27 protein-coding genes and 4 tRNA genes are annotated in these 26316 nt (G+C 75.4%); 16 read left to right on the top strand and 15 right to left on the bottom strand.

The features are described 5' to 3' along the window. Positions 1–20: 20 nt before the first annotated feature. The 4 genes from iolD to iolC all read right to left on the bottom strand — a co-directional run bounded on the left by iolD (position 21) and on the right by iolC (position 4867). Entirely contained in the window at positions 21–1955 is a 1935-nt protein-coding gene (gene iolD, locus BUB17_RS16950; RefSeq protein WP_072919859.1) for a 3D-(3,5/4)-trihydroxycyclohexane-1,2-dione acylhydrolase (decyclizing), read from the bottom strand. Continuing rightward, a complete protein-coding gene (iolB, locus tag BUB17_RS16945; protein WP_072919858.1) occupies positions 1952–2863 on the bottom strand; it encodes a 5-deoxy-glucuronate isomerase in 912 nt (303 codons plus the stop codon). The genes iolD and iolB overlap by 4 nt, the downstream gene beginning before the upstream one ends. A 110-nt stretch (positions 2864–2973) precedes the next feature. Next, positions 2974–3912, bottom strand: coding sequence for a class I fructose-bisphosphate aldolase (locus tag BUB17_RS16940; RefSeq protein WP_208983424.1), 939 nt, complete (start codon positions 3910–3912; stop codon positions 2974–2976). Next, positions 3905–4867 carry a 5-dehydro-2-deoxygluconokinase gene (iolC, locus tag BUB17_RS16935; protein WP_208983423.1) on the bottom strand — a complete coding sequence of 321 codons (963 nt, stop codon included), beginning with the start codon at positions 4865–4867 and terminating at the stop codon, positions 3905–3907. The genes BUB17_RS16940 and iolC overlap by 8 nt, the downstream gene beginning before the upstream one ends. Before the next feature lie 215 nt (positions 4868–5082). On the opposite strand from iolC, the gene BUB17_RS16930 reads away from it, so the two are divergent. Both BUB17_RS16930 and BUB17_RS16925 read left to right on the top strand, forming a co-directional pair. Beyond that, positions 5083–5811, top strand: a complete 729-nt coding sequence (locus BUB17_RS16930; protein ID WP_072919857.1) for a GntR family transcriptional regulator — start codon at positions 5083–5085, stop codon at positions 5809–5811. Positions 5812–6046: 235 nt separating this feature from the next. Further along, entirely contained in the window at positions 6047–7423 is a 1377-nt protein-coding gene (locus BUB17_RS16925; protein WP_072919856.1) for a M23 family metallopeptidase, read from the top strand. 116 nt (positions 7424–7539) lie between these two features. Here the strand turns inward: BUB17_RS16925 and BUB17_RS16920 are convergent, their stop codons facing one another. Together BUB17_RS16920 and BUB17_RS16915 are read right to left on the bottom strand one after the other, a co-directional pair. Continuing rightward, positions 7540–7920: a hypothetical protein gene (locus BUB17_RS16920; protein ID WP_072919855.1), complete on the bottom strand. Its 381-nt coding sequence runs from the start codon at positions 7918–7920 to the stop codon at positions 7540–7542. 95 nt (positions 7921–8015) lie between these two features. Further along, positions 8016–8534 (bottom strand): hypothetical protein, encoded by a 519-nt coding sequence (locus BUB17_RS16915; protein WP_072919854.1) that lies wholly within the window; start codon positions 8532–8534, stop codon positions 8016–8018. Positions 8535–8590: 56 nt separating this feature from the next. Between BUB17_RS16915 and BUB17_RS28275 the strand changes: the two genes are divergently transcribed. From BUB17_RS28275 to BUB17_RS16905, 3 genes are read left to right on the top strand one after another with little or no spacing between them, the layout of a single operon-like run. After that, on the top strand, positions 8591–9457 hold the full coding sequence (locus BUB17_RS28275; protein WP_083606388.1) for an MBL fold metallo-hydrolase: 867 nt from the start codon (positions 8591–8593) through the stop codon (positions 9455–9457). After that, a complete protein-coding gene (locus BUB17_RS28270; protein ID WP_280173888.1) occupies positions 9454–9579 on the top strand; it encodes a hypothetical protein in 126 nt (41 codons plus the stop codon). The genes BUB17_RS28275 and BUB17_RS28270 overlap by 4 nt, the downstream gene beginning before the upstream one ends. Beyond that, positions 9576–11162, top strand: coding sequence for a GMC family oxidoreductase (locus tag BUB17_RS16905; RefSeq protein ID WP_072919853.1), 1587 nt, complete (start codon positions 9576–9578; stop codon positions 11160–11162). The genes BUB17_RS28270 and BUB17_RS16905 overlap by 4 nt, the downstream gene beginning before the upstream one ends. A gap of 3 nt (positions 11163–11165) precedes the next feature. Here the strand turns inward: BUB17_RS16905 and BUB17_RS16900 are convergent, their stop codons facing one another. After that, entirely contained in the window at positions 11166–13208 is a 2043-nt protein-coding gene (locus BUB17_RS16900) for a transglycosylase domain-containing protein (protein WP_072919890.1), read from the bottom strand. Positions 13209–13369: 161 nt separating this feature from the next. Next, entirely contained in the window at positions 13370–13564 is a 195-nt protein-coding gene (locus tag BUB17_RS16895) for a hypothetical protein (RefSeq protein WP_072919852.1), read from the bottom strand. A 186-nt stretch (positions 13565–13750) separates the two neighbouring features. Between BUB17_RS16895 and BUB17_RS16890 the strand changes: the two genes are divergently transcribed. From BUB17_RS16890 to BUB17_RS16875, 4 genes are all read left to right on the top strand, one after another. Further along, on the top strand, positions 13751–14449 hold the full coding sequence (locus tag BUB17_RS16890; protein WP_072919851.1) for a phosphodiesterase: 699 nt from the start codon (positions 13751–13753) through the stop codon (positions 14447–14449). A gap of 9 nt (positions 14450–14458) precedes the next feature. After that, the gene (locus BUB17_RS16885; protein WP_072919850.1) at positions 14459–14932 is read left to right on the top strand and encodes a helix-turn-helix domain-containing protein; all 474 of its coding nucleotides are present in this window, start codon (positions 14459–14461) and stop codon (positions 14930–14932) included. After that, positions 14929–15357: a VOC family protein gene (locus BUB17_RS16880; RefSeq protein WP_072919849.1), complete on the top strand. Its 429-nt coding sequence runs from the start codon at positions 14929–14931 to the stop codon at positions 15355–15357. Before BUB17_RS16885 ends, BUB17_RS16880 begins: the two co-directional genes overlap by 4 nt. A gap of 138 nt (positions 15358–15495) precedes the next feature. Next, complete coding sequence (locus tag BUB17_RS16875) at positions 15496–16494, top strand: glycosyltransferase family protein (protein ID WP_072919848.1); 999 nt, start codon at positions 15496–15498, stop codon at positions 16492–16494. 6 nt (positions 16495–16500) lie between these two features. Here the strand turns inward: BUB17_RS16875 and BUB17_RS16870 are convergent, their stop codons facing one another. The 4 genes from BUB17_RS16870 to BUB17_RS16855 form a co-directional block, all read right to left on the bottom strand. After that, positions 16501–16983, bottom strand: a complete 483-nt coding sequence (locus BUB17_RS16870; protein ID WP_244277306.1) for a GNAT family N-acetyltransferase — start codon at positions 16981–16983, stop codon at positions 16501–16503. A 47-nt stretch (positions 16984–17030) separates the two neighbouring features. Beyond that, positions 17031–17104: transfer RNA gene (locus BUB17_RS16865), tRNA-Phe, on the bottom strand. Between the two features lie 23 nt (positions 17105–17127). Next, a tRNA-Asp gene (locus tag BUB17_RS16860) sits at positions 17128–17201 on the bottom strand. 14 nt (positions 17202–17215) lie between these two features. Beyond that, a tRNA-Glu gene (locus BUB17_RS16855) sits at positions 17216–17288 on the bottom strand. A gap of 158 nt (positions 17289–17446) precedes the next feature. On the opposite strand from BUB17_RS16855, the gene BUB17_RS26185 reads away from it, so the two are divergent. After that, positions 17447–18070: an AMIN-like domain-containing (lipo)protein gene (locus BUB17_RS26185; RefSeq protein ID WP_141243057.1), complete on the top strand. Its 624-nt coding sequence runs from the start codon at positions 17447–17449 to the stop codon at positions 18068–18070. Between the two features lie 55 nt (positions 18071–18125). Here BUB17_RS26185 and BUB17_RS16845 read toward each other — a convergent pair whose 3' ends face one another. The 3 genes from BUB17_RS16845 to BUB17_RS16835 all read right to left on the bottom strand — a co-directional run bounded on the left by BUB17_RS16845 (position 18126) and on the right by BUB17_RS16835 (position 20559). Beyond that, positions 18126–18461 carry a hypothetical protein gene (locus BUB17_RS16845; RefSeq protein WP_072919847.1) on the bottom strand — a complete coding sequence of 112 codons (336 nt, stop codon included), beginning with the start codon at positions 18459–18461 and terminating at the stop codon, positions 18126–18128. 23 nt (positions 18462–18484) lie between these two features. Continuing rightward, a complete protein-coding gene (locus BUB17_RS16840) occupies positions 18485–20011 on the bottom strand; it encodes a metallophosphoesterase (RefSeq protein ID WP_072919846.1) in 1527 nt (508 codons plus the stop codon). Between the two features lie 68 nt (positions 20012–20079). Continuing rightward, positions 20080–20559 (bottom strand): GtrA family protein, encoded by a 480-nt coding sequence (locus BUB17_RS16835; RefSeq protein ID WP_072919845.1) that lies wholly within the window; start codon positions 20557–20559, stop codon positions 20080–20082. 212 nt (positions 20560–20771) lie between these two features. On the opposite strand from BUB17_RS16835, the gene BUB17_RS16830 reads away from it, so the two are divergent. The 6 genes from BUB17_RS16830 to BUB17_RS16805 all read left to right on the top strand — a co-directional run bounded on the left by BUB17_RS16830 (position 20772) and on the right by BUB17_RS16805 (position 26232). Further along, a complete protein-coding gene (locus tag BUB17_RS16830; protein WP_072919844.1) occupies positions 20772–21653 on the top strand; it encodes a Rieske (2Fe-2S) protein in 882 nt (293 codons plus the stop codon). Positions 21654–21691: 38 nt separating this feature from the next. Continuing rightward, a complete protein-coding gene (locus BUB17_RS16825) occupies positions 21692–22522 on the top strand; it encodes a hypothetical protein (RefSeq protein ID WP_141243056.1) in 831 nt (276 codons plus the stop codon). A 339-nt stretch (positions 22523–22861) separates the two neighbouring features. Then, positions 22862–22934: transfer RNA gene (locus BUB17_RS16820), tRNA-Lys, on the top strand. A 274-nt stretch (positions 22935–23208) separates the two neighbouring features. Next, positions 23209–23439 (top strand): hypothetical protein, encoded by a 231-nt coding sequence (locus tag BUB17_RS26180; RefSeq protein WP_072919842.1) that lies wholly within the window; start codon positions 23209–23211, stop codon positions 23437–23439. Between the two features lie 78 nt (positions 23440–23517). Further along, positions 23518–24315, top strand: coding sequence for a hypothetical protein (locus BUB17_RS16810; protein ID WP_072919841.1), 798 nt, complete (start codon positions 23518–23520; stop codon positions 24313–24315). 366 nt (positions 24316–24681) lie between these two features. After that, positions 24682–26232: a multicopper oxidase family protein gene (locus tag BUB17_RS16805; RefSeq protein ID WP_083606393.1), complete on the top strand. Its 1551-nt coding sequence runs from the start codon at positions 24682–24684 to the stop codon at positions 26230–26232. Positions 26233–26316: the final 84 nt, after the last annotated feature.

The raw sequence follows: 26316 nt of genomic DNA, 5'->3' as shown, positions 1-26316 counted from the left end.
GGTGGATCAGTGGGTGTGGGTCAGGCTTGGGGCGGGGCGAGGTAGGGGCGCTGGACGGCCTTCCAGCGGTCGTAGACCGCGCGGGCCCGCTGGGTGCTCGACAGCGTCGAGACCTCGCTGACCGGGACGTCCCACCAGGACTCGCTGGACGGCGCGTCGATCAGCGGGTCGGTTTCCACGTGCACGACCGTCGTCCGGTCGCCGGCCTTGGCCTTGCGCAGGGCTGCCTCGAAGCTGGGGCCGTCCTGCGCGACCAGGACGTCGACGCCGAGGCTCGCGGCGTTGGCGGCGAGGTCGACCGGCAGCACGTCGCCGTCGAGTCGGCCGGAGGACGAGCGGTACCGGTAGCGGGTGCCGAACCGCTGGGAGCCGAGGGACTCCGAGAGGGCGCCGATCGAGGCGAAGCCGTGGTTCTGCACCAGGACGACGATGATCTTGACGCCCTCCTGCACGGCGGTGACCAGCTCGGTCGGCATCATCAGGTAGGAGCCGTCACCGACCATGACGAAGACGTCGCGGTCCGGGCTGGCCATCCGGATCCCGATGCCGCCGGGGATCTCGTAGCCCATGGTCGAGTAGCCGTACTCGACGTGGTAGCCCTTGGGGTCGCGCACCCGCCACATCTTGTGCAGGTCGCCGGGCATCGACCCCGCGGCGCAGACCACGACGTCCCGCGGACCGGACACCTCGTTGACCAGTCCGATGACCTCGTTCTGGGTCAGCCGGCCGCCCTCGCCGGCGCTCGGGGTCTGCGGGTGGTAGGCGGCCTGCACGGTGGCCTCCCACTCCGCGGCGAGCTCCGCGGTGCGGGCGCGGTAGGAGTCGTCGACCGACCATCCGGCCAGCGCGTCGGACAGGGCGGTGAGGGTCTCGCGGGCGTCGGCCTGCACGGTGACGCCGGCGTGCTTGGCGGCGTCCATCGCGGCGACGTTGACGTTCACGAAGCGCACGCCGGGGTCGTTGAAGGCGGTGTGCGAGGCCGTGGTGAAGTCCTGGTACCGCGTGCCGATCCCGATGACGACGTCGGCCTCGCGGGCCAGGGCGTTGGCCGCCGTCGTGCCGGTGGAGCCGATCGCGCCCACCGACTGCGGGTGGTCGTAGGGGAGTGCGCCCTTGCCGGCCTGGGTCTGCCCGACCGGGATGCCGGTCGCGGAGGCGAACGCGTCCAGCGCCTCGGTGGCCTGCGAGTAGACGACCCCGCCGCCGGCCACGACCAGCGGCCGCCGGGCGGAGCGGATCACCTCCACCGCGCGGGCCAGCGCGGCCGCCTCGGGCAGCGGCCGGCCGACGTGCCAGGTGCGCTCGGCGAACAGCTCCACGGGCCAGTCGAACGCCTCGGCCTGCACGTCCTGCGGGAAGCACAGGGTGACCGCGCCGGTCTCGGCGGGGTCGGTGAGCACCCGCATGGCGCCGAGCAGGGCGCCGGGCAGCTGCTCGGGCCGCCAGATGCGGTCGAAGTAGCGCGACACCGGCCGGAAGGCGTCGTTGACGGTCACGTCGCCGCTGTCCGGACGCTCGAGCTCCTGCAGCAGCGGCCCGGCCGAGCGGGTGGCGAAGGTGTCGGCCGGCAGCAGCAGCACCGGCAGCCGGTTGATCGTGGCCAGCGCGGCGCCGGTGAGCGTGTTGGTCGAGCCCGGCCCGACGCTGGTCGAGATCGCCCAGGTCTGCAGCCGGTCCTTGGCGCGGGCGTAGGCGACCGCGGTGTGCACGACGGCCTGCTCGTTGCGGCCGAGCACGTAGGGCAGCGCGCCGGGGGTGTCGATCTCGGCCTGCAGCAGCGCCTGGCCGAGGCCGGCGACGTTGCCGTGGCCGAAGATGCCGAAGCAGCCGGCGAACAGCCGCTGCCGCTGCCCGTCGCGCTCGGTGTGCTGCTGCGCCAGGAAGCGGACGACGGCCTGGGCGACGGTCAGCCGCACGGTCTCGGGAGCGGCCGGCGGCGGGAGGGGCTGGCTCACTGTCGGAACTCTCCGTTCTGAGCGGTGCCGACGGGGGCGTGCAGGGGCAGCCGGGGGTCGACCGGCTCGTCGGCCCAGGTGCCGCGGATCCAGGCGTGGTCGGGGTCGTCGACGATCCGCCAGTCCCGTTCCGGACCGGGGCCGGCCATGACGTTGAGGTAGTAGAGGTCGTGCCCGGGAGCGGCGATGGACGGGCCGTGCCAGCCGTGGGGGACCAGGACGACGTCGCGGTCGCGGACCTCGGCGAGGACGTCGATGGGGCGGTCGGCGGTGCCGTAGACGCGGTGGTAGGCCAGGCCGGGCCGGCCCTCCGGTCCGGGGGCGACCTCGAAGTAGTAGACCTCCTCGAGCTCGCTCTCCACCTCGGAGGTCTCGTCGTGCTTGTGCGGCGGGTACGACGACCAGTTGCCGCCCGGGGTCAGGACCTCACAGGCGATGACGGCGTCGGCCTCGAAGACCCCCGCGGTCGCGAAGTTGTTCACCTGGCGGCTGCACCGTCCGGCACCCCGGAGTTCGACCGGGACGTCCGCGGCCGGGCCGTAGCGCACCGGCAGCCGCCGGCGGGCCCGGGCGCCGCACAGGGCGAACCGCCCGCCGCCCCGGCTGGAGAGCGTCGCCGTCGCTCCGAGGGGCAGGTAGGCGAAGTCGGTCGGGCCGGCGAAGACGCCGCTGCGACCGGCGAGGGTCAGCACGGCGCCCTCGCACTCGACGATCAGGCCGCCCTCCAGCGGGACGACGACGACCTCGTCCGGGCCGGTGTCGAGGGTGTGGGCGCCTCCGGCGGAGAGCTCGAGCACCCGCAGGCTGGTGTGTCCCCAGCCTGCGGACTCGGGCGTCACCTCGAGGGCGTAGGGCTCGGCCGCGGCGCTGCCGGCGGGCAGGTGCAGCGACTTGGTGGTCGCGGTCATCGGCTGCTCCTCGACTATGGGGAGGACGGCGGCCCTCATGCAGGCCCCCGGCCCCGTCCCGGGTCCCGCCCTGAGCTCGCGAAGGGTGGGGAGGACGGGGTCCTTCTACTTCAGTGGACGAGGCCGACCGCGGTGTCCACGGCCTTGGCGACGTCGTCATCCGGCGGGTAGAGCAGGGTGCGGCCGATGACCAGGCCGCGCACAGAGGGGAGGTCCAGGGCGTCGCGCCAGCTGGCGTAGGTCTCCTCGGGCCGGCGGGAGGGGTCCCCGCCGAGCAGCAGGGTGGGCAGGGTGGTGGCGTCCACCACGCGCGCCATCTCGGCGACCACCGGCAGCTTCAGCCAGGTGTAGGCGGAGGTGGCGCCGAGGCCCTGCGCGATGTGCACCGACTTGATGACCGCGTCCGGGCTGAGGTCGTTCGTGACCCGGCCGTCGACCCGCCGCGAGAGGAACGGCTCGAGCATCGCCACGACGCCGGCGCGGGCCAGTTCGGTGACCGCCCGGCCCGAGGTCTCCAGCATCCGCACCGTGCCGGGGTCGTCCAGGTCGATCCGGTTGAGCATCTTGGCCGCGTCGAAGCGAGCCTCGACGACGCCGGCGACGTCGTACCCGGTCATCCGGTCGTCGAGCTCGAAGCTGGCCCCGGCGAGGCCGCCGCGGTTCATCGACGCGACGACGACCTTGTCCTCGAGCGCACCGAGCAGCAGCAGGTCTTCGGCGATGTCAGCGGAGGCCAGCAGGCCGTCCACGCCCGGGCGGGCCAGCGCAGCCCGCAGCCGGTCGAGCATGTCGGTGCGGCTGTTCATCGCCGTCGGCCGTCCCTGGGCCGCCAGCGCGCCCCGGGCGGGGTGGTCGGCTGCGACGAGCATCAGCCGCCCGTCCTCGGGGAGGAAGGCCGGCCGCCGGCGGCGCGCGGCCAGCGCCCGTCGGATGGCCTGCGGGTCCCGGCTGCGCACCTCGGTGACCTCGGCGTACGTGGCGCACACCGGCCGGGGGGTGCCGGTGTCGGGGGTGGGGGCCTCGGCGGGGGACAGTGCGGTGTCAGACACGGGTGCTCTCCAGGGACGTGGCGACGTGCTGCTCGATCTCGGCGGCGGTCGGCATGGCCGTGGAGCACTCGAGTCGCGAGGCGACGATCGCGCCGGCGGCGTTGGCGTTGCGCAGCAGTTGCTCGAGGGGGAGCCCGGTGAGCAGACCGTGGGCGAGCGAGCCGCCGAAGGCGTCGCCCGCCCCGAGCCCGTTGACCACCTCGACCGGCGTGGGCGGGACGACGACCCGCTCGGTCCGCGTCTTGCCGAGCACCCCGCGTGGGCCCTGCTTGACGACGGCGAGCTGGATCCCGGCGTCCAGCAGCGCGTCCGCGGCGCGGTCGGGGTCGGTCTCGCCCACCGCCACCTCGCACTCCTCGCGGTTGCCCACGGCGACGGTCACGTGGGGTAGGGCAGCTCGCACCTGCGTGGTCGCTTCCTCGCGGGACGACCAGAACATCGGCCGGTAGTCCAGGTCGAGCACGGTGTGCCGTCGGCGTCCCCGGGCCTCCCACGCAGCGTGGTGGGCCGACCGGCTGGGCTCCTCCGACAGGCCGGTGACCGTGGCCCAGAACAGCCCGGCGTCCCGGATCGCGGCCGGGTCCAGGTCCTCGGGCCGTAGCTGGAGGTCCGGGGCGGTGGGGCGGCGGTAGAAGTACAGGGGGAAGTCGTCAGGCGGGAAGATCTCGCAGAAGGTGACCGGCGTGGGGTGGGCCGGGTCGACGACCACGAGCCCGTCGTCGACGCCGAGGTCGCGCAGCGTACGCCGGACGAACCGGCCGAACGGGTCGTCCCCGACTCCGGTGACCAGTGCGGTCGAGTGGCCGAGCCGCGCGGCGGCGACCGCCACGTTCGCCGCGCTGCCACCGAGGAACTTGCCGAACGTCTCGACGTCCTCCAGCCCGACGCCGACCTGCAGGGGATAGAGGTCCACCCCGCTGCGTCCCATCACCAGCACGTCGAGGGCGTGTGCCACGGCTCTCCCGTCCCCTGGGTCGTCATCTCCGGCTCCCGACGACTGTGCTCCGGGACACACTTCCGTGTCAATACTTTGTAAAGACATTAGTGCATGGTGACGTGATGATGTCGGGTCACCCTCGACGGGATGAGGACATGACGGCACGACGAGGTGGGACCATGGCCGGGACGCAGGCTGGGCTCCGTGCGGCGCCCGCTCCCCAGGAGGCTCCCGTGCCCACCTTCGACATCGACCGATCCAGCCCGACCCCGCTGTACTTCCAGCTCGCCCAGGCGATCGAGGGGGCCATCGCGGGCGGCGCGCTGCCGTCCGGCTCCAAGCTCGAGAACGAGGTGCTGCTCGCCCAGCGCTACGGCCTGTCCCGGCCGACCGTCCGACGAGCGGTGCAGGAGCTGGTCGACAAGGGGCTGTTGGTCCGGAAGCGCGGCGTGGGCACCCAGGTGATCCAGCCGCACGTGCGTCGTTCGGTGGAGCTCACCAGCCTGTACGACGACCTCGCCCGGGCCGGCGAGGCACCGACCACCGAGGTCCTCTCGCTGGAACGGGTGCCGGCACCCGCGGACGTGGCCGAGGAACTCGACCTGCCCGAGGGGGACGAGATCGTCGTCGTCCGCCGGCTGCGGCGTTCACACGGCGAACCTCTGGCGCTCATGACCAACCACCTCCCGGGCCGGTTCCGCCCGACCGTGGAGGAGCTCTCCGAGCGGGGCCTCTACCAGTACCTGCGGACCCATGGCGTGCACCTGCGTGTCGCGCACCAGCGCATCGGCGCACGGCTGGCCCGGGCCGAGGAGGCCCGGCTGCTCGACGAGCCTCCGCGCTCGGCGCTGCTCACGATGCAGCGCACCGCCTTCGACGACCAGGGCATGGCCGTCGAGTACGGGCGCCATCTCTACCGGGCTTCGCGGTACGACTTCGAGACGACGCTCGTCGGCCGCTGAGTCCGTCCCGTCCGGCGCACGTCCATCGGGCTGCGTCGCCAGTGGGCGGTGTCACCGGAAAGGTCGCGGCCAGCCCTCAAGGTCACCCGTGCGGGTGACGAGAAGAGAAGGGACAGGAGTGGGGCGAGTGCCCCGTGTGCACGGCGAGACAGTCGTGCCGCGTGGGAACTTCCGAGCCTGGCGTGACCCTGTCACGCTGCGTCAGCCCCCCGCACCCACTTCCCCAGGGAGCGACATGCTGCAGAGCCGTCGTCGCCGGCGCACGACCGGGACCGCCGCGATCCCGGCGCACCGCTCGCGGACGCGCCCCGGCGTGGTGCGCAGCCTGCTGGCCGGCGTCGTCGCCGGGACGGTGGTGCTGACCGGGGCGGCTCCGGCGAGCGCCGCTCCCGAGCCGCCGCCCAACCCCACCGACGAGCAGATCGGGCAGGCGCAGTCGGCGCAGGACGCCGCCGCCGCCGAGGTCGGCCGGATCGCCGCCCTGGTCGCCCAGGCCGAGTCCCAGCTCGAGGGCTACGCCGTCCAGGCCGAGGCCGCCGGCGCGGCCTACCTCGCCGCGGAGGAGGCCCTCCTCCAGGCGCAGGCCGAGGCCGAGCGGACGGCGCTGGAGCTGGCAGCCGCCACCGCGGCCGTGGACGCGTCCCTCGCCCGCATCGCCGGCTTCTCCCGCGACAGCTACATGAGCGGCAACACCCTCTCCACCGCCGCGGCCCTGCTCGACGCCGACGGGCCGGCCGAGCTGATCGAGCGGGCCGCGATGCTCGACTACGTCTCGGCCAACCAGCTCGACGTCCTCGGCCAGCTGGAGGTCGCCCAGGTCAAGCAGGCCAACGCCGACTCCGCGGCCCGCGCCGCACGCGACAGGACCGCCGCGGCCGAGGCCGCCGCGGCCGCCGCCAAGGCCACCGCCGACCAGCAGCTGGCCGCCCAGCGCGCCGCCTACGACCGGGTCGCCGCGGAGAAGGCCGGCTACGACCAGCAGCTGCAGGCCGCCGAGATCGAGCTGCTGCGCCTGCAGGGCGCCCGCGACGCCTTCCAGGCCTGGCAGCAGCAGAAGGCCGCCGAGGAGGCCGCCGCCGCCGCGGCCGCCCGCCGGGCCGAGGAGGAGGCCGCCGCCGCGGCCGCCGCGGCCCGCGCCGCCGCCCGCAGCCAGGGCTCCGGGTCCAGCAGCAGCGGCTCCGTCAGCGCCGGCAGCTCCGGCGGCTCGGGCCCCTACGTCAAGCCGACCTCGGGTCGCACCTCCAGCTGCTACGGCTCGCGCTGGGGCGCCCTGCACGGTGGCGTGGACATCGCCGCTCCGATCGGGACGCCGATCTACGCCGTGCACTCGGGCGTCGTCGCGCGCGCCGGGACGGCCACCGGCTTCGGCTCCGCCGTCTACATCCGCGGCGACGACGGCGCGGTCACCGTCTACGGGCACGTCAACCAGTACTTCGTCCGCGCCGGCGAGCGGGTCGTCGCCGGCGAGCGGATCGCCGAGGTCGGCAACCGCGGCCAGTCCACCGGCCCGCACCTGCACTTCGAGGTGCACCCCGGCGGGGCCATGTACGGCGGCCAGGCCGACCCGGTGCCGTGGATGCGCGCCCGCGGCGTGTCCATCAGCGGCTGCTGAGCAGAGGACCAGCCTTCCCGCCACGCCCCGCTCGCTCGGCGCGGGACGCCGGAGGGTGGCCGCGGCGGCCCGTCACCCCTCCCCGGGGCGGCGGGCCGTCGTCGTCCCGCCGGTGCTCAGCGACGGGCGCCCAAGGCCAGCAGAGCCGTGAGGCCGGCGCAGGCCAGGGGCACACCGCCGACGAGCCACAGGTCCCCGGCGCCCGCCGGCCTCGCCGCTGCGACGAGGGCGGCGGCCAGCCCGCCCACCGCTCCGATGGCGCTGGCGACCAGCGACGACCGGCGCGGGTCCGCGGCATCCCGCCGGGTGCGGGCGGACGCGACGAGGCCGATGACGGCCACCCCCAGCAGCAGGCCCCCGGCGGTGCGCTCGTGCGGCCAGTCCGAGACGGCGAACAGCAGGTAGCCCAGGCCGCCGACCGCCGCGGCGGAGGCCAGCCAGCTCCAGGGGAGCAGAGCACGGGGCCAGCGCGCTGACGTCGTGGTCGTGGCGGTCATGGGACCTCGCTCTCGGCCGGGTGTCGCGGTCGTGCCGCCATGGTCCCGACATGGTCCCGAGCCGGCGCCCGGCCGTCACCGGCCTCGCGCGCCGGTCAGCCGGTCGGGGACGCCGCGGTGAGGCCGCAGTTGGCGACGACGTACTCCGAGAGCGCGGACTGCGCCGGGCCCAGACCCTGGCCGATCTCGGCCTCGGCCGCGGTGTAGGCCTGCTGGCCCTCCGGGGTGCCGAGGTCGAGGGTGGCCGCGGTCTCGGCGAGCCGGCGCAGCCCGTCGACGAGCGCGCCCCAGTCGCCGGAGATCTCGGCCGGGGCCTGCACCTGGTCCAGCCGGGTGACCACCTCGGGCAGTCGGGCGGCCATCTCCTCGGGGCCGGTCGCGCCCAGCGTGGTCTCCAGCTCGGTGAACGCGGTGGTGATCTGGCCGCAGAACTCCTGGGCGGCCGGGTCGGGTGCCGCCGTCCCGCCCGACGGGGCGGACGACGAGGCCGCCGGGGCCGACGTGCTCGGCGCGGCCGCGGGCTCCTCGCCCCCGGCCCCGCCGCAGGCGGTGAGCAGGACCACGGCGGCGGCACCGGCGAGGGCCGAGCGGAGCAGCGGAGCGGGGGAGCGCATGGCCCGACGGTAGTTGCCGCGCGCCGCGGCGCCCGGGCGCGGCTACCGTGCCGGACGTGAGAACCCCGGTCGACCCCCGCGCCACCTGGGACCTCCCGGCTCCGGGGGCCATGCCGCGGACCGCGGACCTCGAGCCGCTGGTCACCCGGGTGCTGGCGCCCAACCCCTCGCCGATGACGCTGGACGGCACCAACACCTACCTGGTCGGCGCCCCGGGCAGCGGGCAGGCCGTGCTGGTCGACCCGGGGCCGGACGACCCGGCGCACCTGGCCGCGGTCGAGGCGGCGCTGGCCGCGCGGGACGCCCGCTGCGTCGCCGTGCTGGTCACCCACCACCACGGCGACCACGCGGAGGCGGCGCTGCCGTGGGGGATGCGGTTCGCCGCTCAGGTGGCGGCCGCCGACGCCCGCGTCGCCGGGCCGGCCGGCCGGGTGCTGGAGCCGGGGGATCGCCTGGCGCTGGCCGGGACGGCGCTCCACGTCGTCCCCACGCCCGGGCACACCGCCGACCACCTGGCCTTCCGGCTGGAGTCCGGCGCGGTGCTCGTCGGCGACCACGTGCTGGGTCGCGGCACCTCGGTGGTGACCCACCCGGAGGGCGACGTGCGGGCCTACCTGGCGTCGCTGCGCCGGGTGCACGACCTGGGCCCCAGCGCGCTGTACTGCGGGCACGGCCCGGAGCTGACCGAGGACCCGGGCGCGGTGCTGGACTTCTACCTGGCCCACCGGGCGTTCCGGGAGCAGCAGCTGCTCGCGGCGATGGTGCGGGGCGCCGGGACGGTGGACGAGCTGGTGTCCGACGTCTACGCCGAGGTACCGCGGGAGGTGTGGCCGGCGGCGGCCCAGTCGACGCGGGCGACGCTGGACAAGCTCGCCGCGGAGGGGCACGTGGTGCTCGAGAGCGACCGGGTGAGCCTGCCGTGACGGTCCGCGAGCGGCGGGCCCGGGCCGAGCGGCCCGAGAGCCTGCACCCGGCGGGCGAGCTGCCGCGCAACCCGACCGGCGAGGTGCGCCGGCCGGGCCCGCCGGAGGCGCTCGGCCGGTGATCCCCGAGTTCGACGTCGTCGTGGTGGGGGCCGGCACGTCCGGCGCCCCGCTGGCGGCGCGGCTGGCCGATGCCGGACGGCGGGTGCTGCTGCTGGAGGCCGGCGCGGACCACGTGGAGTTCCCGGCCGACCTGCGGGACGCCGCCCGCATGGCCGCCGCCGTCCCCGGGCACCCGGCGAACTGGGACCTCACCGGGGTGCTGACCGAGGAGGTGACCTTCCCGGTGCCGCGGGGGCGGGTGGTCGGCGGGTCGAGCGCGCTCAACGGCGGCTACTTCGTCCGGGGTACCCGCGCGGACCTCGACGGCTGGGCCGCCGCGGGCAACGACCTGTGGTCCTACGACGCCGTCCTGCCGTCGTTCGTCCGGCTGGAGGCCGACCGCGAGTACGGCGACCGGCCGGGCCACGGCGCCGACGGGCCGGTGCCGGTGCGGCGCCCCCGGCACGGGCACCCGCTGGCCGACGCGCTCGCCGCCGCCGCCGCGGAGCTCGGTGCCCCCGACGAGCCGGACAAGAACGCCGACGGGGCGCCCGGCTGGGGGCCGGTACCGCTCAACGTGGCCGGCGGGGTGCGGGTGAACACCGCCATGGCCTACCTCTCCCCGCGCCGCGGCCACCCCGGGCTGACCGTGCGCGGCGGCGTGCACGTGCGCCGGGTGCTGGTCGAGGGCGGGCGCGCGGTGGGCGTCGAGACGGCCGACGGCGTCGTCCGCGCGCACGAGGTGGTGCTGTCCGCCGGCGCCGTCGGGTCACCGCAGCTGCTGCTGCTCTCGGGCATCGGACCGGCCGACGACCTGCGCGCGCTGGGCGTCGAGGTGGTGGTCGACGTCCCCGGCGTGGGCGCGGACTACACCGACCACCCCGACGTCTACGTTCCCTGGTGGCCGGCCCGGCGGCTGCCGATGCCGCGCGACCTGCACCCGCTGTCCGGCGTCCTGAACACCCCGGACGACCTCGAGGTGCTGCCCTGGCTCAAGCCGTTCAGCCGGGTCGTGGTGCCCCGGACGTCGGTGGGCGTGGCCCGGGTGCTGCGCCGGCCCCGCGCCACGGCGAGGGCGCTGCGCGGCGCCTCGCTGCACCGGCTGCTCGACACCGCCCGGCGCCGCGACGACCTGTTCCTGGGCGTCGCGCTGCAGCGGGAGGACAGCCGCGGCCGGCTCACCCTGACCAGTTCCGACCCGGGCGTGCAGCCGCGGCTGGAGTACCGCTACCTGTCCACCGACTCCGACCGGCGGCGGATGCGGCAGGGGGTGCGGCTGGCGGCCGAGCTGCTGCGGACGGCGGCGATGGCCCCGCTGGTCGCCGGGCGGACCGGGCTGCCCGACGACGTCCTGGCCTCCGACCGGGAGCTCGACCGCTGGATCCGGCGCTCTCTGGCCACCGCCGTCCACCTGGCCGGAACGGCGCGGATGGGACCGGACTCGGATCCCGGCGCCGTGGTCGACCAGCACCTGCGGGTCCGCGGGGTCGAGGGGCTGCGGGTGGTCGACACCTCGGTGATGCCCACGGTCACCTCGCGCGGACCGGCGGCGACGGCGGTGGCGATCGGCGAGCGCGCCGCGGAACTGCTGCTCTCGGAGTGAGGGTCACCCGCCCGGCAGCGGCGGGAGCGGGATGCCCGGCGGCGGGAAGAAGACCGGTTCCTCGGCCGACAGGACCGGCAGGAACGCGTCGTGCCAGATCTGGCCGCCGCGGCTGCCGCCGAACCCGCCGACGTCCACGTTCGCCGTCGGGTTGAACAGCATGACGCTGGCGGTGTACCGCGGCGTGGAGCCGACGAAGGACACCGACGCGCGGTCCTGGGCGGTGCCGGTCTTGGTGGCGATCTGGTGGCCGGGGATCGCGGCCCGCCGGCCCGTGCCGTACGGCAGCGAGGAGCCGCCGACCATCATCTGGGTCACCGTCGTGGCGATCTGCGGCGACACCACCTCCGGCGTGCAGGCAGCGCCGGTGCCCAGCGGGCTGCCGTCCTCGCGGGTCAGCGGTCGCCCGTCCCGGTCGAGCACCTCCACGACCGGGACCGGGGTGCACCGGGTGCCGTCGGCGGCCAGCGTCGAGTAGGCGCTGGCGAGCGCGAGCGGGCTGGTCGCCTCCGGACCGAGGGTGAACGAGCCGCGGTTCTGCGCGATCACGGTGTCGGCCACCGGGTCGAGCGAGGTCAGGCCCAGCCGCTGCGCCACCCGCACCGGCCCCTCCACGCTGCCCAGGTCGTCCTCCAGGGCCACGAAGTAGGTGTTGGAGGAGCGGACCAGCGCCTCGTACATGGTGAGCCTCGGCGGGAACCCGCCGTCCCCGACGTTGCTGACCGTGTAGGGATCGAGCCCGTTGCGGTACACCCGCGAGGTGTAGGGGTCGCTCGTGGTGATCGTGTGCGAGGGCGGGAGGCCGCGCTCCAGGGCCGCGGTGGCCACGAAGACCTTGTACGTGGAGCCGGAGCCCTTGCTGGCGACCACGTTGAGGTTGACCGACGACTGGGCCGGGTCCTCGGCGTCGAAGCCGAAGACCCGGTTCGCGCTCATCGCGAGCACGTTGCCCGTGCCCGGCTCGACCGCGGTGAACATCGCGGCCACCGGGTCGCCCATCGGCTGGGTCGCCAGCACGGCGGCGTCCGCGGAGCGCTGCAGGTCGGCGCGCAGCGTGGTGCGGATGGTCAGCCCGCCGTCCTCGAGCTGTTCCTGGGTCATGCCGAGGGTGCCGAGGAGGTGCTGCTGCAGGAAGTCGCAGAAGAACCCACCGAGGACGCCTTCGCCGGCGCAGCCGTTGGGCGGGGCCGGCGCCGGGTTCGTCTCCACCGGGCCCGCGGCGGCCTCGGCGCGCTCGTCCTCGCTGATGTACCCGACTGCCTGCATCCGCTCGAGCACCACGTTGCGCCGCTCCCGGGCGCGCTCGGGGTCGACCAGCGGGCTGTCCGACGTCGGTGTCTGCACCAGGCCGGCCAGCATCGCCGCCTGCGGCAGGGTGAGGTCGGCGGCGTCGGCGCCGAAGTAGGCCTGCGCGGCGGCCTGGACGCCGTACGCGCCCTCGCCGAAGTACACGGTGTTCAGGTACCGGGTGAGGATCTCCTCCTTGGGGTGGGTCTCCTCCAGCGCCAGGGCCAGCCGCGCCTCCCGCAGCTTGCGGCCCACCGTCTGCTCCGTGGCCGCCTGCCGGTCCTCGGGGGTGACGGCGGTCTGCAGCAGCGTCTGCTTGACCAGCTGCTGGGTGATCGTCGACCCGCCCTCCTCGACGTCCCCGGAGCTCACGTTGCGCGCCAGGGCCCGCAGCGTGCCCTGCACGTCGAGGCCGTTGTGCTCGTAGAAGCGCTCGTCCTCGATGGCGACGAGCGCCTGTTCCATGACGTCGGCGATCCGGTCCGCGCCCACCGGCGTCCGGTTGTTCCGGTAGTAGTACGTGATCACCGATCCGTCCGAGGCCAGGACGACGGTGTTGCCGGGGGGCGTCGCGTCGGTCAGCTCGACCGGCAGCGGGGCGAGCAGCGTGGCCGAGGTGCGGGCGGCCAGACCCGGCCCGACGACCCAGGGCACCAGCAGCGCGGCGAGCAGCGCCCCGCTCAGCGGGAGGGCCAGCAGGAGCCCGCCGGCCGCGCGCAGCCGGGGGTTGCGGTGGCCTGACCTGTGCGACCGTGCCATGTCGTCCTCGCCGCGCTCGGGCTCCGGCGTGCGGGGGAGCACCACGCCGTGCCGAGAGCATTGCGCACGGGGACGATCCGGAACACCCGGAAGGGCGCGGTCAGCGGCGCGTCCCGGCGGCGCGCCGTGCGCAGCCGCCGGGACGGCGGTCGAGGGGTGCCTCAGCGGGCGGTCGGCAGCTCCGAGGTCGCGGGGTTCCCCGGCGCGGACCAGGCGTCGGGGTGCCGGCGGCCGGTGTCGGCGACCCACCCGCTGCTGGGGCGGGTGGCCGGGCGGGCGCTGAGGCTCACGATGAGGGCGAGCAGGCCGACGAGTCCGAGGAGGACACCAGCGATCACCATCAGCGTCGTGAGCATGTACAGAACGTAGGCAGAGGACCGGTCCGTGTCACGTGGCGGAAGTGCACCGAGGTCCGACGCGAACTCGGACAGGTTCTGCCGAGTCGATCGCTCCCGTCACACCCGTCACGGGCGGATCGCCACAGCTGGACGTGGTCCCGCCGCACGGGGTATGGGGCCGGCACCCGTCGAAGGAGGCTCCCCGTGACCGATCTCCCCCGGACGGCCGGCCGTGCCGTCGCCGTCCCGCTGGGGGCACTGGCCCGCCGGCGCCGCGGCAAGCCGATGCACCCCCGCGGTGTGGTGCTCGACGCCGTGCTGGAGCGCACCGGCGGCCCGGCCGGGTGGGGCGTGCCCTGGCTGGCAGGCGCCGGTGAGCAGCCGGCGCTGGTCCGGCTGTCCCGCGGAGCGGGGCTGCCCCGGCCGCTGCCGGACCTGCTCGGCCTCGCCGTCCGCCTGCCGGGGACCGCGGAGGCGGAGGGCCCGGTGGACCTGCTGCTGTCGACCACCGGGCGAGGCCGGCTCACCCGCTGGGTGCTGACCCTCCGGTGGGACGCCGGGGCCACGTACTCCTCGCTCATGGGCTACCGCACGGTCGCCGGGCCGGTGTTCCTGGCGGCGCTGCCCGACCCCGGCGCCCCGCCGGTGACCGCGGAACCCGGACCGATCGCCGCGGCGGCCCGGGCCGGCCGGCTGGCCTTCACCCTGGCCGCCGCCCGCGGACCGGGCGAGTGGCAGCCGTTCGCCCGGCTGCGGCTGCTCGCCCCGGTGCCCGAGGTCGACCCCGACCTGCGCTTCGACGCCGTCCGCAACCCCCCGCCGGGCCTGGTCCCCGACGGGCCGATGGCCCGCTTCCGGGCGCCGGCCTACGCGGCGGCGCAGCAGGCGCGGGACGCCTCGTAGGGTCGGCCGGTGCCTCCGGTGTCCCCCGACCTGGTGGTGCACCTGCGCCGGGCGCGGGACCACGTGGACCGGCACTTCGCCGACGACCTCGACCTCGACCGGCTGGCCCGGGTGGCTGGCGTGTCGAGGTACCACTTCGTGCGCTGCTTCGAGGCCGCCTACGGCGAGACGCCGATCCGGTACCTCACCCGGCGGCGGATCGAGCGGGCGCAGGACCTGCTGCGCTCGGCGAACCTCACCGCGACCGAGGTGTGCATGGCCGTGGGGTACGCCAGCCTCGGTTCGTTCTCCACGCGCTTCCGCGCCCTGACCGGCGAGTCGCCGGTCGCCTACCGGGACCGCTGGGCGGCGCGCGGTGCGGCGCACGTGCCGGGCTGCTTCCTGTTCATGCGCGGCGTGGTGGACCTCGGGGGGACGACGGGGCGCGGTGCGCAACCGCGGAGAAGCCCGCCGCGGCCGCCGTCCCTAGGGTCGGCGCCATGATCACCGACATCTCGCTGGTCACCGTCTACTGCCTCGACCAGGACCGGGCGAAGGAGTTCTACGTCGACGTCCTCGGTTTCGAGGCCCGGACCGACATCACCATGGGGGAGGGCTTCCGCTGGGTCACCCTGTCCCACCCCAGCCAGCCCGAGCTCGAGATCACGCTCATGACCCCCGGCCCGCCGCTGGACGAGGACGCCGCCGCCTTCGTCCGCGGGCAGCTGGAGAAGGGCTCGATGGGTGGGCTCGGACTGGCCGTCGACGACTGCCGGCAGACCTACGAGGAGCTGTCGGCCAAGGGGGTCGCCTTCCTGCAGGAGCCGGCGGAGCGCCCCTACGGTGTCGAGGCCGTGATGCGCGACGTGTCCGGGAACTGGCTGGTGCTGGTCGAGCGCCGGGACTTCACGCCCGCCGACTTCGGCTGACCCCTCACCCCGGTGCTGCGCACCGCCGCTCGGAATGATCGGGGTGCCGGTGGGTAGAGCCACCGGTACCAGTCAGTTCTGATCGGAGTTCCGCCCCTGCCGTCGCAGTGCGTGCGGCCGCAGGAGGAGCAGCACCACGTGAACGCCGCCGAGCCCCCGGCAGCTCCCGGGATCCGGGTGGGAACGGTGCCGTACGTCGACCCCTACGTCGACGCCGTCCTACCGGAGGACGTCGTCCGGGTCGGCCCGGTCCAGCGCGCCAGCCCCTGGCTGGACCCGGCCTACCTCGCCGCCAACGCCGGCGGCGTCGACGTGGTGCACCTGCACTCCGGCTACGGGCACCTGCCCGAGGACGAGGTGGTCAGCTGGGCCGAGACGGTCCGCCGGACCGGCGTCCCCCTGGTGCTGACCGTGCACCAGCTGCGGGATCCGCAGCAGGCGACCCCGCGCCGCCACGACGCCCACCTGAGGGCGTTGCTGGCGACCGCCGAGGTGGTGCTGACGCTGACCCCCGGGGCGGCCGACGAGATCGCCGAGCGCTTCGGCCGGACGGCGATCGTGGCGGCCCACCCCTCGATCGCCGAGCCGGTGCCCGGGCTGGGCGCCGAGCGCGGCCTGGTGGGCCTGGCCCTGCGGGCGCAGCGTGCCGCCGTGCCCGACCCCGCGGGGCTGGTCCGCGCCGCGCTGTCGGGCGCGGTCAACGGCGGCGGGCGGCTGCGGGTGTTCCTCGATGACGGCGTCGAGGCGCCGCCGGTCTTCGCTGCCGGGGACAGCCTGGAGTACCTGCCGCGCAAGGCCGACTCGTGGGCCGCGCAGCTGCAGGAGCTGCACGCCGTCGTCCTGCCCGAGAGCTGGGGCACCCACTCGCCGGAGCTGGAGGTCTGCCGCGACGTCGGCACGCGGGTCGTGGCGCCCAGCTGCGGGTGGTTCGCCGACCAGTGGTCCGACGTCGTCACCTACGGCAACGACGAGGAGCGCGGCCTGGACCCGGTGTCGCTGGACGGCGCCGTCGCCGCCGCGCTCACCCGCCCGGCGCCGCGGCCGGCGGACCGGGGCTGGCGAGCGGAGCAGAAGGCCGCCGTCCGGGCCGTGCACGCCCAGGTCTACGCCCAGGTGGTCGCCGACCGCGCCGGCTGAGGCCGCTCAGAGCTGCAGCTTGAACCCCACGTGCGAGGCGGTGAAGCCGAGCCGCTCGTAGAAGCGGTGCGCCTCCGGGCGCCGGGTGTCCGTGGTGAGCTGCACGAGCCCGCAGCCGCGCCGGGGGGCCTCGTCGACGGCCCACCCGAACAGCGCCGCGCCGACGCCCTGCCCGCGCAGGTCGGCCCGCACCCGCACGGCCTCGATCTGCAGCCGCGTCGTGCCACCGCGGGACAGGCCGGGGATCTCGGTGAGCTGAGCCGTGCCGACGACGTCCGGACCCTGCGTGACGGCGAGCAGCAGCTGGGCGGGGTCGGCGTCGACGGCGGCGAAGGCCCGGCGGTAGGGCGCCAGGTCGGGGCTCTCCCGATGCCGGCCGAGCGGGTCGTCGGTCAGCAGCGCCACGAGCGCGGGGACGTCGTCCGCGGTCGCGCGGCGCAGGCCGACGGTGGTGTCGCCGGCGGTCAGCGTGGTGGGGAGTGGGGTCACCGCGGCAGTCTGCCCGGCCGGTGCGGCGGGCCTGCAGGACGATGGTGTGGGCAGGGGCGGGGTCGAACCGCCGACCTCTCGCTTTTCAGGCGAGCGCTCGTACCGACTGAGCTACCTGCCCCTCCCGGTGTCTCCACCGGAGAGCGACCCTGACGGGACTCGAACCCGCGACCTCCGCCGTGACAGGGCGGCGCGCTAACCAACTGCGCTACAGGGCCTTGCTGTGGTGCCGTGCCCCCAACGGGGTTCGAACCCGTGCTACCGCCTTGAAAGGGCGGCGTCCTGGACCGCTAGACGATGGGGGCTCGTGTTCGCCGGGGGCAGCGAGAACTCTACATGGTCGGCGGAGTGCTCCTGACGCAGGGGGCGGTGTCCCTCGCCACGCGGTCCGAGTCCGGTCGACGGGCGCGACACGGCCGGCGTGCTCGCGGGTGGAGCGGCTCCCGGCTGTCACCCTCAGCGGGTGATCCGCCGCGCCGCCCGCTGCCCGTCCCTGCTGCTCACCGCCGCGCTGCTCGCCGCCTGCGGGAGCGGCGACCCGGCCACCTCGCCGTCCGCCAGCACGGGGGAGGTCTCGTCGACGGCTCCGGAGTCCGCCGCGCCGAGCTCCGCGGCGGCGACCTCGGGGACCGACGCACCGCCGTTCGAGGGCGACACGCAGCCGGCGACCCAGGAGGCCTCGGCCGACGCCCTGGTGACCGTCTCGGACGTCCGGACCGGCCGACAGGACGGCTACGACCGCGTGGTCCTCGAGACGGGCGGCACCGGCACGCCGGGCTGGGACGTCCGGTACGTGGACGAGGCGTACGCGCAGGGCACCGGCGCGCCGGTCGAGGTCGCGGGTGACGCCGTCCTGCAGGTGACGATCACCGGCGCCGGCTACCCGTTCGACACCGGCGTCGAGGAGTGGTCCGGCCCCGACCCGCTGCCCGGCAACGGCACCCAGACGGTCACCGAGGTCGCCTGGGACGCGACTTTCGAGGGCACCTCGGTGGCCTTCGTCGGGACGACGGGCGAGGCACCCTTCCGCGTCTACGCCCTCGAGGGCCCCACCCGCGTCGTCATCGAGGTGGCCGACCTGGGCTGAGGACCGGCCCTCCTGCAGGGGGTCCTTCCATGGTGGGGGGCAGGAGGGTCCTGCATCAGCCCAGGGAGGCGGTCAGCTCCACCGAGTCGGACTGGACGGTGGTGCAGGTCAGCGTCAGCGGGCCGGCGCTCACGGTCTCACCCTGCGCGCACGAGACGCCGACGTTGCCCACGCTGAGGGAGGCCCGCCCGTCCTGCACACCGCCGAAGGCCAGCGACGTCCCGAGGATCTCCACCTCCGCCCCGTTGCCGGACAGCGTCACCGAGCACTCGCTGCCGCTGCAGGAGAGGGTGTCCGAGCTGAACGAGCAGGCGGTCAGCGGCAGCAGGGCGAGGCTCCCGGCGAGGAGCCCGGCCGCTCGCCGGGAGGCACGCGACGTCGTCGTGGGCATGAGCCGAGGGTAGGTGGGCGGGGTCAGCCCGTCGGGGAGGCGGGTGCAGGGGGCGCCGCCGGAGCGGGCACGGTCGGCGCCGGGCCCGGAACGGCGCCGTCCCCACCGGCGCCGTCCCCACCGGTGGGGACGGTCGGGGCGACGAGCTGCCGGTCGATGGTCACCTCGGTGCGCCCGAGGCCGCCGAGGGTGATCTGGTCGTAGGCGGTGAGCGCACCGGTCCCCGGATCGAGGTAGAGCACCGTGCAGGTCAGCGGCTCGGGGAACTCGCCCTGCAGGGCGCGCAGCCCGGCCCCGCCGGTCGAGCCCTGGACCATGAGCAGGGTGCCCCCGTCGAGCCGGGTGACCTCCCGCTCGTGCGTGTGCCCGGCCAGCACCAGCGGGACGACGCCGTCCAGCGGCGGCGCCTGCTCCGGGTCGTGCACCATCGCGATCGCCGGCGGCTCGGGCAGCGCCCGGGCGAACGCGGCGAGGCCCGCGCCGGTCTCCTCCAGCGACTCCGGGCCGTCGTCGGCGTCCGGGTCGGGGGTGAAGCGGGGGTCCGGCGTCCCGACGACCTCGATCCCGGCCACCGTCACGGCCGAGTCGTCGAGCACGGTCGCGTTCGGCTGTGCGGCGACCAGTTGGACGGTGACGGTGGAGTCGTGGTTGCCGCGGGTGAAGACGTACGGGACGCCGAGCGTGCCCACCCGGCTCACCAGGGCGTTCTCCGGCTGGCTGCCCCAGTCGGTGAGGTCCCCGGTGTCGAGGACGCCGTCCACGTCGAACTGGGTGACCACCTGCTGCACCAGGTCGAAGCCGGCGGGGTTGAGGTGGACGTCGGAGACGTGCAGCAGGGCCACGCTGCCGTCGGCGTCGCCCGTCGGGGGCAGCGTGGACAGCGTCGAGTACAGGGTGCTCACGTTGGCGACCAGGTCCTCCAACGAGGCGCGGTAGGCGTCGAACCTGGCCACGATGTCCTGCGCGCTGCCGATGAGGTTGTTGGCGTTGACCAGCAGCCCGGTGTACGTCGGCTGGGACAGCGCCGCGGGGCGCCAGGTGGCCGCGGCGACGCCGCCGGTCGTGGCGACGAGCGCGGTGGACAGGCCCAGGGCGATCAGTGGTTCCCGGCGGCGGCGCAGCACCAGCAGGGACGTCGCCGTCGCCCCGCCGACGGCGGCCAGCGCGGTCAGCCACGCCACCCGCTCGACGGCGTTCCGCAGGTCGGCGCTGACCTGGTCGACGACGCCGTCCAGCCGGGTCGGGTCGGTGGCCAGCTGCGTCGCCCGGATCTCGTCGACCCGGCTGAGCTGGATCTCCAGCCGCAGCGGCCCGTCGTAGGCGTCGACCTGCAGCGCGCCCAGCGGGGGGATGTCCAGGGCGGCGCCGCCGCCGAACGGGCGGAACGCCACCGTGGCGTCGAACGGGCCGATCGGCGCGGACACGCGGCCGAGCAGCAGGATCCCGAGCCAGGCGCCGGCCAGGACGACGGCCAGCCGGACCACCCAGCGGCCCACCTCGCGGGCGACCGCGTGCAGGTCCGCTCGCGTGGCGGTGGTCGGCTCGGTCACCCGCGCCAACCTAGCCGCGGGCGGGGCCGGTGCCGGTGTCACACGACGAGCCCAGCGGCGCGACGCCGTCAGGCGGTCGAGACCGTCCGCGGGCGGAACAGCCAGCGCAGCGCGATGAAGCGCATGAGGCCGACCAGGCCGGTCACCGTGACGACGAGGGCGACCTGGGTGACGACGCTCGCGTCGGCGACCGTCGAGTTCAGCACGCCGAGGGAGGCGCTGGTGAGCAGCAGGCCGATGACCGAGACGCCGCCGGCCTCGAGCTGGGCGGTGAGCCAGTTCACCCGCTCACCGGCGTGGAAGGTGAGCCGGCGGTGCATCTCGTTCGCGAGCAGGGTCGAGACCGCGGTGGCCACGACGTGCGCGGGCAGGTAGCCCAGGCCCTCCAGGGTGGCGAAGAAGGCGGCGTACACGAGCGTCGTGGAGGCGCCGACGAGCACGAAGCGGGCGAACTGGCCGAGCGTGTCCTCCGCGCGGACCCGGGCCGCGAGGCTGCCCACGGCGTCGCCGACCGCCGGACGGCGGGTCAACAGAGACGGGCAGGTCACGACGCCTCCTCTGCTGGCCACCAGGTCTTTCTGCACGTTGCACCTGGGCATCGGCTGGACACCAGTGGTTATTCCCCTGGGAACCGACGGAACCGCTGTGCGGTCGATCACCACGGACGGGGTGTCCGGCGTGGCCGTCACTCTCGGACCCGCTCTCGTCACCGCTGATGGGAGTCGGCATCGCCACCGATCAGCGGGGGTAGGACGCCGCCATGAGCCTCTTGGGGATCCTCGACCGGGTCGCAGACAAGGCGACCTTCGACAAGGCGATCGGGCCGGCCCAGCGCGCCGTGCAGGCCGCTCTCAGGCCGCAGGCCCTCAGGGACCTGCTGCACGGGACCTGGCTGGGGCACCCGCTGCACCCGATCCTGGTGCAGGTACCGGTCGGCGGCTGGATATCGGCCGGCCTGCTCGACGCCATCCCCCCGCTGCGGCCGGCCGCCACCGTCCTCATCGGCACGGGCGTCGCCGTCGCCGTCCCGGCGGCGATGTCCGGCGCGGCCGACTGGTCGGAGCAGGGCATCGGGGTCCGGCGGCTGGGCCTGCTGCACGCCGCGGGCAACACCGTCGCGCTCGGCCTGTACGTGGGCTCGCTGGTCGCTCGCGCCCAGGGCCGCGGCGGGCTGGGCCGGGTGCTGTCCTACGCGGGCCTGGGCGTCGCGAGCGGATCGGCGGCCATCGGCGGGCACATGTCCTACGCCCAGTCCTCCGGCGCCTCCCACGCCGCGACGGCGGCCCGCGCGCTCAGCTCGGAGTGGATCGACCTCGGCCCGCTGGACGACCTGCCCGAGGGCCGGGCGGCGCTGCGGACCGGCAAGGGCGGCAGCGCCGACGTCCCGCTGGCCGTCGTCCGCCGTGGGACGAAGGTGGACGCCTTCATCGGTGTCTGCTCGCACCTCTCGGGCCCGCTGTACGAGGGCTCGGTGGAGCAGGTGCGCGGCACCGACTGCCTGGTCTGCCCGTGGCACGGCTCGGCGTTCAACCTGGACGACGGCCAGCCGCGGCGTGGTCCGGCGGCCAACCCGCAGGACAAGCTCGAGATCCGCATGCAGGCCGGCCGCGTCATGGCCCGGCTGCCCGGGCGCGACCGGTAGGGCTCCCGGGCGGCGCCGCCGTCCCTACCCTGCGGGCCATGCGGCGGACGGTGCTGGCTCTCGCGCTGCTGTGCGCCGCGTGCTCCGGCGGGGACGGCGCTGCCGGCGCGGCCCCGTCGACCACCTCGGCGGCGCTGCCCCCCGTGCCCGGGATCGAGGCCGAGGTGGTGCGTCACCGCACCGACGTGCCCGTCGCCGGGCGGGTGCACGTCCGGGTCACCGGCACCGGCGACCAGCCGTTCACGGTGACGGCCGTGGCGATCGACTCGCCGGGGTTCGCACCGCTGCCGTCGACCGCGCTGACCGCCGCCTTCGAGCCCGGCCGGACGATCGACCTGCGCACCGCCTTCGGCGAGCCGGACTGCGCCGCCCAGCCCGGCCCCCTGGCGGCGCGGCTGACCGTGGCCCGGCCGGACGGCACGGTCGAGGAGCTGCGGGTGCCGCTGGCCGGTGACGACCTGGACGTCGTCCACCGCGAGGCGTGCGCGGTCGCCGGGGTGCTCGCCGTCGCCGGCGTCGGGTTGACCGACCTCGCGGCGGCGGGGGACTCGGTCACCGGCACCGTCGTCCTCACCCGGACCGGGGACGACGACCGCGCGGTCACGGTGGTCGACGCCCGGCGCAGCGTCGTCCTGGACCTCGCCGTGGACGGGCTGCCGCTGGAGCTGCGGCCGGGGGAGGAGCGGGCGACGGCGGGGGTCTCCTTCACCCCGGCGTCCTGCGAGCCGCACGTGCTGGCCGACACCAAGCAGCCGTTCGTCTTCCCGGTGTGGATCGAGGTGGGGGACGCCGAGCCGGTACCGGTGCCGCTGTCGGTCGACCCCGCCCAGCAGGCGCTGCTGTGGGACCTGCTCGGCCGGGTGTGCTGAGGCGGAACGCAGTCCGGCCCGGCCGCCGCGGGGGGAACGCGAGGGCCGGGCCGGAGCCTCGGGCCCGGGGCTTCACCGGGCAGGAGTGACGGTAGGTGACGTGAGGCCCTCCAACGATCACCTGACCAGGTGACATGTCCGGAGCCTCCGCCACGCAACGTGACACCGCGGTTCGGAGTCGGCCCCGCGGGGCACCCGGCGTCCGTGTTCTTCCTCTTCTCCAGCCGGCTCGGCTGCCTGGGCTCGCTGGCCGTCTCCGCGCTGCTGACCCTGCTGCTCCTGCTCGTCTTCGACGTCATCTGAGCGGCCGCCCGCCCGAGTAGCCTCGCGGCTGGTACCGGGCCTCTAGCTCAACTGGCAGAGCAGCGGACTTTTAATCCGCGGGTTGTGGGTTCGATCCCCACGGGGCCCACCTCGACATCCTGCGACACGCGCTCGGGGGCGCGCCGCGCGGCGTGACCGAGCGGCGCCGGCAGCGGTCCCACGCTGGGATCCGGGGATCTTGTCGACAAGGCGGCGTCCGCAGGACCGGGTCACCGGCCGTCGGGGAGGGCCTCCACAACGATGCGGTGACGAGGCCGTCCGCGTGGCTGCCGACGGCGCGGATCGGGCCTGGTGGAGCCCTACTTTTCGGGCTGTCCGCGGCACTTCCCCAGCCGCGACGGGACCGCCTGAGGAGAACCTGCGTGAGCGCGCCCACCGTCACCCCCACCCGCACGTCCACCGACGTCCAGCAGATCCCGGCGGACGACGGGCTGGCCGTGCTGCTGGGCCTGTTCGTGCTCGAGCCCGCGGAGGAGCCGCTGTGCCCGGCGGGCGGCCGGCACCGGGCCGGCCCCTGGGCGCGCGTGCAGCTCTGGACGCGTCGCGCGGCCCTCTGGGGCGCCGGTCCACGGGGGGCCTGGCGTGCCTGGTGAGCGCGGGCTCGGGCCGGAGTCGATGACGCGGTCCGCAGCCTCCGTGGCGGTCGGACCCCGGTGCGGAGAGGTGGAGTCGTGATCGTGTCGCCCGCGATGGCCGTGCTGGGCTTCGTCGCGCTGACCGGGCTGGTCATCGCGCTGGGCAGGAGCTCGACGGCGCGGTACGAACGCGAGCGCGCACGGGAGGCGCAGCGGTCGGCGCAGTCCGCCGTCGCCCCGGCGCCCTCGGTGGAGCAGGGGCGACCCGACCGTGAGGCCGGGCCCCACCCGGCCGGGTGGGGGACGTCGGCGTGGTGGCTCGTCGACGAGCCCGGGGACGAGCCGGGCCCGGTGGTCCTGGCCGGCCCGTTCCCCGACCGGATCGAGGCGGCCTGGGCCGCGGCCACCGGCGACCTGCCCGCCTCGGCGCAGGTGGTCTACGGCGCCCGCCGGGCCGACGGCGTGCTGGTCCGGCGGCAGTCGCCGCTGGAGCGGGCCTGGCTCGCCGAGCTCGGCGATCAGCTGGATCGGCTGGCCGACGACTGGGACGAGCTGCTGTCGGACGCCGACGCGCTCACCACTCTCCTCGTGGAGGTCAGTGCGGCGCTCGTCGAGGCCGGGCTCACCCTGCACGACGCCGCCGGCGACAGCCCGGCCGGCGGGGTGTGCCTGACCCCCGACCCGGCCCGCCACGGCATCCTCGTCACCTGGCGCCAGCACGACCGCATGAGCCTGGAGCGCGTCCGGGGCGCCGCGGTGGAGGCGGCGGTCGAGCGCACGATGAACGCCGCGATCGCCGACGTCCTGACCGAGCTGGGCTTCCCCGTCACGCCCGTCGGGGCGAGCGGGTGCCACCTGGTCGCCGCCGACCAGCAGTCGGCGTCTGCGGCCTGACGCCGGAGCGACGGGGCCCGACCTGTCGGGGGGCGGGCGCTGCGTGGACGTGCAGCTCGGACGCCCGGGGCGGCCCCGGGCGAAGACGTCGCAGCGTCACCGCAAGTGGCCGTTGCGTGGTGGCTGCGCACGCACCGTGGTTAGGCTGCCGCTGCACGTCACGCGAACGGCGCCCGGCCCAGCACCTGGGAGCCCGGGCCGCCGACTCCTCGCTGAGCACACAGCGAGCCGTCCGCCCTCCCCGATGGGCGATGACCTCCCGCGACCTCCCGCGCCGCTCCGCGTTCCCCTCCCGCGTCACAGGCGACCTCGACGCCGGGTCCCGTACCGGTGCGGCTCCCCGCCGAGGTCAGGAAGGACGCGGTCATGACTGGTCCCGACTCACCCCGAACCGGTCCGGTGCGGACCCCGGCTCCGGTCCCTCCTCCGGACGACGTCGCCGGCAGGCGCCTCGTCCCCGGGCTCAGCCGCCGCCGGGCACTGCAGCTGGGTGGGCTGGGCCTGCTCGGGGTCGCGATCGGCGCTCCGGGGTGGAGGCCGTCCGCCGGGCTGGCCCTCGCCGCAGCCGAGTTCCTCTCCGAGCCCGAGACGCTGCACAGCGAGAACGGCCTGCTGCGGGTCCGGCTCGAGGTCGCCGAGACCTCCGTGACCCTCGGTGGCCGGCCGGCGCACATGCTGACCTACAACGGCACCGTGCCCGGGCCCACGCTGCGGCTGCGTCCCGGTGACCGGCTGCAGGTCGAGCTGGTCAACCGGCTCTCCGACCCGACGAACCTGCACACGCACGGGCTGCACGTCTCCCCGAAGGGCAACGCCGACAACACCCTCGACGTCCACGTGCAGCCGGGGGAGTCCTTCCAGTACGACATCCAGCTGCCCGACGACCACCCGCCCGGGCCGTTCTGGTACCACCCGCACGAGCACCACCTGACGGCCGACCAGATCTGGAGCGGTCTCTACGGCGGCATCGTGGTGGAGGACGCCGGCCCGGAGGTCCCGGTCACCCGGGACCGCGTCCTGGTCGTCTCGGACACCACCCTGGACGACGCCGGCCACCCGGTGCACGTCTCCGAGCGGGAGCGGATGAAGGGCCGCGAGGGCCGGCTGGTCCTGGTGAACGGGCAGCTGACGCCCACGATCGAGGCCCGCCCGGGGGAGCGGGAGCGGTGGCGGATCATCAACACCTGCACGTCCCGGTTCCTCAAGCTGCGGCTCGACGGGCACCAGCTGGACCTGCTGGCCACCGACATCGGCCGGCTCGCCGAGCCCCGCCGGGTGGAGGAGGTCGAGGTCCTCAACAGCGGCCGGGTCGACGTCCTGGTGACCGTGGGAGAGCAGACCGGCGAGCTGCAGGGGTTGGCCAACCCGCGCACGCGGGGCGACGACGGCCCCTCCGGGGCCCCGGGTGCGCTCGCGACGTTGCAGGTGAGCGGCAGCCCCGTCCCCGCCCTGCCACCGGTGCCGGCGTACCCGCAGCTCCCGGACCTGCGCGGGGTCGAGCCCGCCGCCCGACGCACCATGGTCCTCGGCCTGGACCGGTCCGGCGGAGGGCACGAGGACCACGCCGGCGGGCACGGCACGGGCGGGATGGTCATGACCATCGACGGCCGGCCCTTCGACCACGCCCGCACCGACGTGGTCACCCGGCTGGGGACGGTCGAGGAGTGGACCTACGTCAACCACACCGGGATGGACCACCCGATGCACCTGCACGTGTGGCCGATGCAGGTCGTCGCCGTCGACGGCCGGCCGGTCGAGGGCGTCGTCTACCAGGACGTCGTCCGGGTGTCGGCCGGGGGTGAGACGACGGTGCGCATCCCCTTCGAGGACTTCGACGGCCGCACCGTCCACCACTGCCACATCAACGACCACGAGGACGCCGGGATGATGGCCGTGGTCGAGGCCCGGACCGGCTGACCCCCGCGGCGCTCCGCGCAGAGGGCGCGCGCCGAGCGTCGCCCGCCGCCCGGATGGTGGCCGACCGGCCGGCGCTGCTGCAGC

The sequence above is a fragment of the Geodermatophilus obscurus genome, from assembly GCF_900143215.1.
Lineage (GTDB): Bacteria > Actinomycetota > Actinomycetes > Mycobacteriales > Geodermatophilaceae > Geodermatophilus > Geodermatophilus obscurus_A.
Note: the sequence above shows the minus strand (reverse complement) of the source record. Positions and strands in the feature narration are given on the sequence as shown.